Consider the following 11,660-nt stretch of genomic DNA (forward strand, 5'->3'; position numbering starts at 1 on the left):
TCCTCCTTTGTATCTATCCTTTGAAGAATCCAATCAATTCAACTCTGAAATGCTCTCCGTCACTGTTTTGACGATGAATTGATAATCCTCTTCTGTAATACTGAGCGGTGGAGCCAGCTGAAGAATATTATTAAAGCCGGCAACCGTATCCCCATTTTTACCAACCAGCAATCCGCTTTGCTTACATTTAGCTACAATCTGATTGATTTTATCGACATGAATTGGTTCCTTTGTCTGTTTCTCCTCTACCAGCTCTATTCCCAGCAACAAGCCTTTCCCGCGGACATCCCCGACATTGGGATGCGTTAATAAATCTTGAAAATCTTCTAGTAATCGTGCTCCCAGCTGTTCCGACTGCTGGAAGAGATTTTCCTCTTCCATAATTTCAATATTCTTTAAAGCTACAGCACAGGCTGCTGGGGACCCGCCGTACGTATTCACATGACGGAAACGATCGTATATATCTTCACCGTCAAATTGCTCAAAAATTTCTCTTCTGACTGCAGTAGCTGATAAAGGCATATAACCACTTGTAATTCCTTTTGCCATCGTAATAATGTCCGGTTTTACATCATAATTCATAAATCCGAACGGTTTGCCCGTCCTGCCAAAGCCGCAAATAACTTCATCGACAATCAGCAATGCTCCATGCGCCTCACAGATTTCTTTGACCCGCTTCAGATAATTCTCAGGCGGCATCAGAATGCCTCCTCCGGTAATAATCGGCTCCATAATCACACCGGCGATGGTTGAGCTAAGCTCCCATGTCATTAATTCATTAATTGCTTCCGCAGAGGATAAAGTCTTTTCATCGTCCGGGTTGCGATAAAGATCAGGCGGTGCTACATGCAAAAAACCTTGTGCTAACGGCTCATACTTATATTTTCTTTCAGCCTGGCCGGTTGCAGCGAGCGCTCCCATGGTATTTCCATGGTAAGCACGATATCTGGAAATAAATTTTGTCCGCTGTCCTTCTCCTTTATGCTGATGGTATTGCCTCGCTATCTTAAAGGCTGTTTCATTTGCTTCCGAACCGCTATTAGAGAAAAAGAACACGTAATCATCATCTAGAAAGCTGTTTAACTTCTCAGCCAATTGAATCGCCGGCTGATGACTGTGTGCCAGCGGAAAATATGCCAGCTTTTCCAATTGTTCATATGCTGCCTGTGCAATTTCCGTCCGTCCATAACCGGCATTAACGCACCATAATCCAGACATTCCATCTAAGTATTTATTTCCGTCAATATCTGTCACCCACGCTCCTTCAGCAGTTTCCGCAACCAGAAGATTCGGATCGGGTTTAGACCCTCTCATTGCGTGCCAGAGCTGTTTAGCATCTTTTTGCTTAATATCATTTGCTTGATTCATCGATTGAAGCATTGGCCAACCTCCTTATACACTTAATAACGCGCCGTCACCATTTTCTTTCGCGTATAAAATTGAACACCGTCCTTGCCATTTGCATGTAAATCTCCATAAAATGAATTCTTATATCCTGAAAACGGGAAGAATGCCATTGGAGCAGGAACGCCTAAGTTAATCCCTAGCATCCCGGAATCTATTTCCTCTCTGAATGTTCTTATAGCCTTTGCACTATCCGTGTATAAGCAGGCTCCATTCGCAAATTCCGATGCATTCGCTACCTCGATTGCTTCATCAATCGTATTCACACGTACAACCGAAAGCACTGGCGCAAACATTTCATCTTCCCAAATTTTCATATCGGTGCGAACATGATCAAATATCGTTGCCCCGACAAAATATCCGTCACTGTCTTTCTTATCTTCTCTTCCGTCTCTCAGTAAGGTCGCCCCTTCTTCTAAACCAGTTTCAATATAATCTAACGTTCTTTGCTTTTGTTCTTTCCGGATAACTGGTCCAAGAAAAGATGCTTTATCCGCCCCATCTCCGATAACCACATTATCCGCTGCCTGCTTCAAGCGTTCCGTCAGTTTATCTGCAACATCTCCAACAGCAACTACTAAAGAGGCTGCCATACATCTTTGCCCAGCTGAGCCAAATGCTGCAGCAGTAATATTTGATACTGCATTATCTAAATCTGCATCCTCTAACACAATGCTGTGATTTTTAGCACCGGCTAGCGCCTGGACACGCTTTCCATTTGCTGCAGCTGTCTGATAAATATATTTTGCAACAGGCTGAGACCCGACAAATGATACCGCTTTAATTTTTTCGTGTTCTAAAATTCCATTCACAACATCGTTGGAACCATGAACAATATTCAATACACCGTCAGGCAAACCGGCCTCTTTAAAAATTTCAGCCAATCGGTTAGCAAGCAATGGCGTTTTTTCAGATGGCTTTAAAATAAATGTATTCCCGCAGGCAATAGCTAACGGAAACATCCAGCATGGAACCATCATCGGAAAATTAAATGGTGCAATCCCGCCGACGACTCCAATCGGGTAGCGATACATTCCCGATTCGATTCCTGTAGCGATATCCGGCAGATGCTCTCCCATCATCAAGGTTGGAGCACCAGCAGCAAATTCTACGCATTCAATTCCTCTTTGTACCTCGCCCGTTGCATCATCAAATGTCTTTCCATTTTCTAATGTGATGATTTCAGCCAGCTCTTCCCTGTTTTCAATTAATAATTGCTGATATTTAAATAGCATTCGCGCTCTTTTTGGAACAGCAACTCTTCTCCATTCTTTAAAAGCAAGCTCCGCTGATTTGACAGCGCTATCAATTTCTTCAAATCCTGAAATCGGAACCTTGCCAATTTCTTCTCCCGTTGCTGGATTAAAAACTTCTGTATAATTTCCTGAAGTGGGTTCTACCCATTCCCCATTTATAAAATTACTTATCTGTTCAACCGTTCTTATCGTCGACATCGTATGCCCCCTTTAATTGGAATTTGTTTGACATATTCTCATTTTATTTAGATAATTAGCATAAGTAAAATAAATATTCATTATGTCTACCATTCAAAAAAATGATAGTAAGGAGCACGCCCATGACATTGCAGCGATATGAAATATTTAATAAAGTAATTCAGCTGAAAAATATCAGCAAAGCAGCAGAGGAACTTCACCTTACGCAGCCCGGACTCAGTAACGCGATTAAAAGTTTGGAATCTGATTTAAATTTAAAATTATTGAATCGAAACAGAAATGGAATTACCTTAACCAAAGAAGGAGAAAAAATTTATCAGTATACGTTGCAGATAGAAAAAATGAATGAGGCGTTAATGCAGGAAGCAAGCCATTTGAATGGGTTGAAGACCGGAACGGTGAATGTAGGTTCTTTTTCCAGTGTGACAGGCAATTGGATTCCTGACATTGTTATGAAAATGCAGGAGGAGTATCCAGGAATTGAAGTGAATATTCATGAAGGTGATTATGAATCCCTTGAAAAAAGGGTGCTGACCGGGGAATTGGATTGTTGTTTTAATACTCCGATTGAAAACAGCGGTCTAACCTTTTCACCGCTAAAAAAAGATGAATTATTTTGTATTGTTTCCAATCAGCATCCTTTACATTCCAGAAACGAAATCAGCGTAAAGGAGTTGTCTTCCTATCCGTTTATCAAACCCAAAAAGAGCTGGGATGATGAAATCAATGGACTATTTTCAAAATATAATCTATCTCCCAATATTAAATATGAAGTATCTGAAGATTTGCCGATTATTGCGCTGGTTGAAGCAAATTTCGGAATAAATATTAGACCGGAGCTAGTACTGCAAAGAGAAAAAACATCTAAAAGTATTCGGATTATCAAATTAAAAGAGGATGCTTATCGAATTATAGGACTATGTACGCCAACTAGCCCGTCCCATGCTACGCAGCTTTTTGTCTCTATTACCAAAGAACTTTATGAAGAACCTTTTCAATTATAAAGACGTCCTTATTTTCATATTTTTATTGCTCATACGAAAGCAGACCAATTACAGCTAAATTGATCTGCTTTCTATTTGTCTAGTTAAACAATAATTTTTAAATTGCTTAATAAACCTTATAAGCCTGGCCAGTCTGCGCACCAAAAACGCTCTTTCGATAAGCTAAGCCAATCCGTTTGGAAGATACAGGTTCAAATCCTTGGAATAGTTTACCATATTTTTCTTTTGATTTTTCCAGCATCGATGGACTGACATGATTAATCCGGATTCCACGCGGCATTTCAATGGCTGCTGATTTAACAAACGCGGATACACCGCCATTGGCCATCGCCGATGAGGATGCTGTTTTCAATGGATCATCCATCAAAACACCCGTTGTCAGCGTAATGCTTCCGTTGTCTCTCAGATAATGTAAACCAATTAATACTAAGTTCACCTGTCCCAGCTGCTTACTGTTTACCGCAATCATATTCTGTTCAGGTGTCAGTTCATCCACGGTTGCAAAATGAGCCGAGCCTGCTGCGCAAATGATGGCGTCTACCTCGCCCACCTTTTTAAAAAGCGCTCTAATGCTTGCTTCAGAGGTAATATCTACTGGATATTCTGAAGTGTTCCGGCTGGCTTGGATGATTTCTGCATCGTCCTTTAATTCTTCATACGCTACTTCTCCGATGGAGCCAGTTGCTCCGACTAATAGTATTTTCATGATTATCTCTCCTCTTCTAACTATAGTTCTAATTTTCTGTGTACAGTATCTCATAGTGTTTTTTAAAATGCATAGATTCTAGCTCATTCCGTTTTTAGATAACTATTCAACAAGATAAATTTATTTTCATGCTTTATTTTGAGGCGGGAGGTTTACGGACGGTTCTTCTTGATAAATTTTGAAAAGTAGAGGCAAAAAAGAATTCCTATTATTTAAAGCAATAAATAAAAACTCCATCCATCTTATATATTTCTAAAAGGCATAAGATCGATGGAGCACTCTATATTTACTTTATAAATAAACTTAATATTAAAACAACTGCTAATCCAGTTAATCCAACTAACGTTTTCATAACTGTCCAAGACTTTAACGTGTCGGCTACACTCATTCCAAAATATCTATTCGCCATCCAAAAACCGGAATCATTCACATGAGAAAAAGCAGTCCCTCCACAAGCAATTGCGATTGTCACCAATCCTAGCATTGGTTCACTGACATCAAAATGCTGGATTAAAGGTGAAACCAGACTGGCAGCAGTAATCATTGATACTGTTCCTGATCCCTGTGTTATTCGAATTAATGCTGCAGTGATAAATCCGAATAAGATAATCGGCATATTAATTTGCTGCATTGCATCCGCAAGAATGTCTCCAATTCCAGTAGCTATCAACGTTTGTCCAAATACTCCTCCAGCACCAGTTATCAAAATGATTATCCCTGCCGGTTCTAAAGCTCTTGTAGTTATTTTTTGCAGTTCCCCTTTAGTAAAACCTCGCCTTGTTCCATATAACCATATGGTTAAAAGACTTACAATTAATAAGGCAATGATAGGATTTCCAATAAACATCAGAATTTCTCTAACTATATTTCCTTCATCCAATAATAAATCTGCCGTAGTATTTCCTAAAATTAAAATCAGCGGTGCAATCAACATAATAACAACACCGGCAAATCCCGGCAGTTTATCTGGATCATAGTTTACCTCTGATTCTTTAAAATGTTCAGGAACATCTACATGAATTTTTTTCGATATAAATTTTCCAAAAAGCGGTCCGGCAATTATCATGGCTGGGATACCTGCAATTACTCCAAATAAAATGACATAACCCAAATCAGCACCGATTATACTTGCAGTTGCAATAGGTCCGGGTGTTGGAGGAATAAACGTATGCGTAACACTAAGACCAGCTGTTAAAGGAATTCCATAATAAAGTAATGATTTTTTTGATTTCCTTACTAAGGCATAGGTTAACGGAACCAATATGACGATAGCAACATCAATAAAAACAGCTATAGAAATCAGAAATCCGCTTGCCCCTAGCGCCCAGACAATATTCTTTTCTCCAAATTTGTCCATCAAGGTTAAAGCCAATTTTTCAGATGCCCCGGATGCTCTCAATACTTCCCCGAATATTGTTCCAATTCCAATAATTAATGCCACAAAACCAAGCGTACCACCCATCGCCTCTTCGATATGTGCCAATAATTCCTGCGGCGGCATGCCAACAGCTAGCCCTACAAATAAGCTGGCTATAATCAGGGCTAAAAAGGCTTGAAGCTTTGTTCTGATAATCAGAAAAAGTAATATTACCATCGCTAGTATTCCTACCGTAATAATCCACGCAGTACTTTCCATAAAATATTAATCCTCCTTCTTTTATATACTGCTCTATTCAAGGGTATTCACTAGATTACTATTGCTTAAGGGAGTAAAAAATCAAAATCACACCCCTCTGAGGCTTGAAGAACATGATTTCTGTATAACTGGGGATAGCCTCGTCCTTCTTTAAATACAGGAGGCTTCCAAAACTCTTTTCTCTTTTGTAATTCATCCTCAGAAACCAGTACTTCAAGAATTCCATTTTCTATATCCAAATGTATCTTATCTCCATTTTTCAAAAGACCTAACGGCCCTCCAACAGCGGCTTCAGGTGCAGCATGAAGAACCACGGTACCGGAAGCCGTTCCACTCATCCGGCAGTCTGAAATTCGAACCATATCCCTGATTCCTTCTTTTAAAAGTTTTTTGGGAATAGGGATCCCTCCCGCTTCTGGCATTCCAGGCGCACCAACGGGTCCGGCATTTCTTAATACCAACACGTTGCTTTCATCTACCTGCAAATTATCATCATTTATTTTCTCCTCCATCTCTTGTATGGAATCAAATATGATAGCTTTTCCAGTATGCTTCATTAATTTAGGGTTTGCTATTGCTTTGGGCTTTATAATTGCCCCGGAAGGTACTAGATTCCCTTTTAATAATTTAATCCCTCCATTTTTATAAAGCGGCTTATGAAATGGTTTAATTATCTTTCTATATTCTTCTATTACTTCTGCACCTTCAATATTTTCTCCAAGCGTTTTATTCGAAACCGTTAATTCTTCTAAATGCAGCAGCTGTTTTAACTCTGTTAATAATGCAGAAACGCCTCCCGCATGATAAAATTCTTGCATTTGGAATTCTCCTGCCGGTCTTAAATTAGCTAATATCGGAGTTCTTTGCGATATTTTTTCAAAGTCATCTAATGTTAAATCAATCCCAAGTCTTTTAGCTATTGCTATTAAATGTATAACCGTATTGGTTGAACCGCCTACTGTCATTAAAGTGGTGATAGCGTTTTCAAATGAATTTTTCGTAATAAAATCGGCAGGTTTTATATCTTTTTCCACTAAATTAACGATAGCTTTTCCTGTTTCTTTTGCCATTCTTAATCGTTCATTCACTGTAGCTGGAGGAGTAGAGCTCCCTGGAAGCATGATGCCTAATGCCTCTGAACAAGCAGCTATCGTACTCGCTGATCCCATGACCATACAATGTCCATTTGTTGGAGCTAATTGGGCATTTATCTCGGATAATTCTTTCTCCGAGATTGTCCCTGCCTTGTATTCTTGCCAATAATGTCTACAGTCACTGCAGGCTCCCAGAGTCTTCCCTTTATATTCACCATTTTCCATCGGACCTCCAGTAAATAGAATGGCAGGTTTATTGGCACTAAAAGCTCCCATCAATTGTCCTGGGGCCATTTTGTCACAGCCTCCAATAAGAACAACACCATCAATAGGCTGTGCACTTATCATTTCTTCCGTGTCCATCGCTACTAGATTTCTATACAGCATCGTAGTAGGACTGGTAAACATTTCTCCAACAGAAATCGTTGGAAATTCAAGAGGAATCCCTCCTGCCATTAAAATTCCATTTTTTATAGAATTAATTATCGGTTTTAAATGTGCATGACATCTGTTGATTTCACTAAACGTATTACATATCCCAATAATAGGCTTATTATAATCATTCTCGTCATATCCAAGATTTCTTTGAAACGCCATTTTTATATACTCACTAAATCCTTTGTCTCCATATGATGTAACCCTTTTCAAAATAGTTCACCTCGTTGTTAAAAATTAAGAAATTTAGAATAACAAATTTAAAGCTAATTCTTCATTTGATTCCATATGCGCCTGCATGTACATCTTTGCCTGACTGCTATTTCTAGTTCTGATTGCTTCCGCTATCATCAAATGATAATGTGCTGCCTTTTCAATCATTCCTGGAACATTGGTATGTTTTCTTCCCATCGATAACTGCTCTTGAAAATCCTCATAAAATTTTATCGTATAAGCATTATGCGTTGCTTTAGCTATTAATAGATGAAAAGTTAAATCCTCTTCTTTGGTGTCTTCTCCTTTTTTAGCTAACTCCGCCATCTTATTTGCTGACTCAACAATTAAATCAATCTCAAATTGAAATGCTTGTACTGCAGCAATTCCAGCAAAAGAAGGTTCCACCATTGTTCTAAAACTGGTTAAATCCATTAAATCTCTTACTTCTGATTTCGATATAGAGTCATTGCTTCTTTTTGCATCGTATGTAACAAATGTGCCTCTTCCTTGCTCGATTTTAACAAAAGACTGGCTTTGCAGCGCTCTCAATACCTCTCTGACAGTAGACACGCCAACATCATACTTATCAGATAACTTAGCCAAAGAAAGTAACTTTGTGCCTTCCTCAAGACTTCCGCTCATAATTTCGTCTTTTAATTTATCGTATACTGTGTTAAAATTCCCTCTCAAAAAGATACCTCCTCTCAACTTATCTGATGAATATAATATACATCAGATAAGTTAGCTTTGCAATATACTATTTTAAAAATTATAAAATCTATTTTACTTATTTGATGACTAGAAGCTTGCTTACAAACAAAAAAAAGAAGCCGCTGCAAAAATACAGCGACCTCTCTTTCTCCTTACACCCATTTCGTCGTAATAACTTTCTTTCTCGTATAGAAATGTAACCCGTCTTTCCCATTGGCATGTAAATCCCCATAAAACGAATCCTTCCACCCGGAGAAGGGGAAAAATGCCATTGGCGCCGGTACACCAATATTCACACCAAGCATTCCTGCATGAATGGTTTCCCGAAATTGACGGACGCTTCCCCCATCTCTGGTAAAAATACATGCTCCATTCGCAAAGCGTGATTGATTAGACAGTTCAATTGCTTCACTTAAATCCTTCACACGAGCGATAGATAATACAGGCGCAAAAATCTCATCCTGCCATATCTTCATTTCCGAAGTAACTTGATCAAAAATGGTCGGACCGACAAAATAGCCTTTTTCCTTCACAGCTTCATCTTTTCGGCCATCCCGAACCAGATTAGCCCCTTCTTCTTGTCCAGCTTCAATATAGCTTAACGTACGTTCTTTATGCTTGTCACGTATCACTGGTCCAAGGAAAATTCCTTCATCTAAACCATTACCAATTTGAATTCCATTGGCTTTTTGTGTCAAAAGCTTGATAAATTCATCTGCAACGCTGTCCTCTACTGCTACTACAGAAGCTGCCATACAGCGCTCGCCAGCCGAACCAAATGCCGCATTCATAATTTGTGTTGTAGCATTATCCAGGTTGGCATCCTGCAGAACAATCGAATGATTCTTTGCGCCTGCCAAAGCCTGTACCCGTTTTAAATTATCTGTCCCGCGTTTGTAGACATACTCGGCCACCGGCTGCGAACCGACAAATGAAATCCCTGCCACTTGCGGATGATCTAATAATCCGTTTACGACATCGTGTGCGCCGTGAACGATATTGAACACACCGCCCGGGAGACCAGCTTCTTCCAGTAATTCCGCTAAACGATTGGCAAGCAGCGGTGTCCGTTCAGAAGGCTTCATTACAAACGTATTTCCAGTCGCAATCGCCATCGGAAACATCCAGCACGGCACCATCATTGGAAAATTAAACGGTGTGATTCCTCCAATAACTCCGATTGGATAACGGTATAATCCGGATTCCAACTCTGTTGCAATCGAAGCAAGCTGCTCTCCCATCATCAATGACGGCGCTCCTGTTGCGAATTCTACATTTTCGATTCCTCTTTGTACTTCTCCATACGCTTCCGCAAAGTTTTTACCATTTTCAAGAGTGATCAGCTTTGCCAGTTCCTCATGATTATCAACAAGAAGCTGCTGGTATTTAAATAGAATCCGGGCACGTTTTGGTACCGGAATTTCTTTCCAGGTTTCAAATGCCTCTGCAGCTGTTTCTATTGCATAATTAATATCCTCTAAAGTAGATAACGGCACGTGAGCAAGCACTTCTCCTGTCGCCGGGTTCACTACCTCTTCTGTTTTTGCTGTTTTCGCTTCGATCCATTTTCCGCCTACATAATTTTTTAATGTTTCTACTGTTGTCTGTGTCAATGAAAAAACCTCCTGTAATATTCTTTATTAAATAAGACTGTAAAGCACAATCGCCAATACTAATACGATACTTGGAACAATAATACTAACAAGGAAAACGGGTTTATATGCCCGGCTGTGCGTCTCGCCGCAAATAGCTCTTACCGTCGTAACAACGACTCCATTATGCGGAAGCGAATCCAGACCGCCGGATGCTAACGCAGAAACACGATGCATTGCACCAGGGTCTACTCCTTGCGCCAAATAAATAGGCGCTAGAATAGGCAGTGCAATCCCTAACCCGCCAGAGGCCGAACCAGTAATTCCGCAAATAACCGTTACCCCAATAGCCAGTCCCAATAATGGCGGTCCAGGCAGATTAACAAGTCCAGTTATCAAGGTATCAAATGCCGATACCTCTGCGGCAACACTTCCAAAACCAACGACCGCACAGGTATTTGCCAGTGCAACCAGTGCATTTTGTGTTCCTGCTGCCATTGAACTCCAAAATTCCTTAAGAAATTTCAACATCGTTAAGCAGGAAACAGCAATCCCTACAATTAATGCAATTAATAATGCCGTTGTCGGGTTCATAAACTGACCTAATATATTTAGTAAAACAATAACTAAAAAGAGAGGTAAAATAGCAACCACAATATTCGGCAGCGCCTGTGATTCATTTTCTTCCACAGCGGCAGCTGCCTCCTCTTTTTCTTTTTCCAGAACGGATTTTGGAGGAGAAAATTCTTCCCCGCCGGCAACCGCTTTCTTCACCATTGATCCAAGGTACAATCCGCCGGCAATCATAATCAGCAGGGAGCATAAAACTCCAATCCAGCCGCCTGCTGTCGGTGTAGTTCCAAAGAATTCTGTTGGAATAATATTTTGTATTTCCGGTGATCCCGGTGCAGTCATCGTAAACGAAATCGATCCAAAAATAAGTGCAGCAGGAATAAAACGATGCGGCAGATTGGCCGCACGGAACAGGGAAACAGCAATTGGGTAGACCGCAAAGCCAACTACAAATAAACTTACCCCTCCATATGTCATCACTGCTGCTGCCGCTACCACGGCAAACACGGCCCGTTTGACGCCGAATTTCTTTTTAATCCACTGGGCAATACTTTCCGCTGATTTGGTTTCATGCATAAACTTTCCAAAAATAGCACCCAATAAAAATACTAAAAACCATGAAGCAAAATACCCTGTAAAGCCCGTCATATAATTATCCAGTAATGCTGTTTCTAAATTCAATCCCCCTGTAACAGCTATAACTACTGAGCTGATCAGCGCAGCAACGATAATATGAATTCCCTTCATTGTCAGATAGACGAGCAAAGCAAGCGCAGCTATCAATCCGATAAAACTGATTATTTCCATCCCATTTATCCCCCTTGATATCATCCCT

9 protein-coding genes are annotated in these 11,660 nt (G+C 40.1%); 1 reads left to right on the plus strand and 8 read right to left on the minus strand.

The window, feature by feature from the left end:
* Positions 1-33: 33 nt before the first annotated feature.
* Both ACW0TQ_RS18175 and ACW0TQ_RS18180 read right to left on the minus strand, forming a co-directional pair.
* Positions 34-1,380, minus strand: a complete 1,347-nt coding sequence (locus ACW0TQ_RS18175; protein ID WP_256706097.1) for an aspartate aminotransferase family protein — start codon at positions 1,378-1,380, stop codon at positions 34-36.
* 20 nt (positions 1,381-1,400) lie between these two features.
* Positions 1,401-2,858, minus strand: a complete 1,458-nt coding sequence (locus tag ACW0TQ_RS18180) for a CoA-acylating methylmalonate-semialdehyde dehydrogenase (protein WP_276540063.1) — start codon at positions 2,856-2,858, stop codon at positions 1,401-1,403.
* Between the two features lie 122 nt (positions 2,859-2,980).
* Here ACW0TQ_RS18180 and ACW0TQ_RS18185 point away from each other — a divergent pair, with 122 nt between their 5' ends.
* Entirely contained in the window at positions 2,981-3,862 is an 882-nt protein-coding gene (locus ACW0TQ_RS18185) for a LysR family transcriptional regulator (protein ID WP_455725886.1), read from the plus strand.
* Positions 3,863-3,968: 106 nt separating this feature from the next.
* On the opposite strand, the gene ACW0TQ_RS18190 is transcribed toward ACW0TQ_RS18185, so the two are convergent.
* The 6 genes from ACW0TQ_RS18190 to ACW0TQ_RS18215 all read right to left on the minus strand — a co-directional run bounded on the left by ACW0TQ_RS18190 (position 3,969) and on the right by ACW0TQ_RS18215 (position 11,632).
* Positions 3,969-4,568 carry a short chain dehydrogenase gene (locus ACW0TQ_RS18190; RefSeq protein ID WP_256706094.1) on the minus strand — a complete coding sequence of 200 codons (600 nt, stop codon included), beginning with the start codon at positions 4,566-4,568 and terminating at the stop codon, positions 3,969-3,971.
* A 286-nt stretch (positions 4,569-4,854) separates the two neighbouring features.
* Positions 4,855-6,204: a GntP family permease gene (locus tag ACW0TQ_RS18195; protein ID WP_256706093.1), complete on the minus strand. Its 1,350-nt coding sequence runs from the start codon at positions 6,202-6,204 to the stop codon at positions 4,855-4,857.
* A gap of 65 nt (positions 6,205-6,269) precedes the next feature.
* Positions 6,270-7,946, minus strand: coding sequence for a dihydroxy-acid dehydratase (locus ACW0TQ_RS18200; RefSeq protein ID WP_042533556.1), 1,677 nt, complete (start codon positions 7,944-7,946; stop codon positions 6,270-6,272).
* A 33-nt stretch (positions 7,947-7,979) separates the two neighbouring features.
* Positions 7,980-8,639 (minus strand): FadR/GntR family transcriptional regulator, encoded by a 660-nt coding sequence (locus ACW0TQ_RS18205; RefSeq protein WP_042533555.1) that lies wholly within the window; start codon positions 8,637-8,639, stop codon positions 7,980-7,982.
* Between the two features lie 173 nt (positions 8,640-8,812).
* A complete protein-coding gene (locus tag ACW0TQ_RS18210; protein ID WP_042533554.1) occupies positions 8,813-10,273 on the minus strand; it encodes a CoA-acylating methylmalonate-semialdehyde dehydrogenase in 1,461 nt (486 codons plus the stop codon).
* Between the two features lie 27 nt (positions 10,274-10,300).
* Complete coding sequence (locus tag ACW0TQ_RS18215) at positions 10,301-11,632, minus strand: GntP family permease (protein ID WP_193064153.1); 1,332 nt, start codon at positions 11,630-11,632, stop codon at positions 10,301-10,303.
* Between the last annotated feature and the right edge of the window lie 28 nt (positions 11,633-11,660).

The organism is Oceanobacillus sp. M60 (assembly GCF_053839645.1).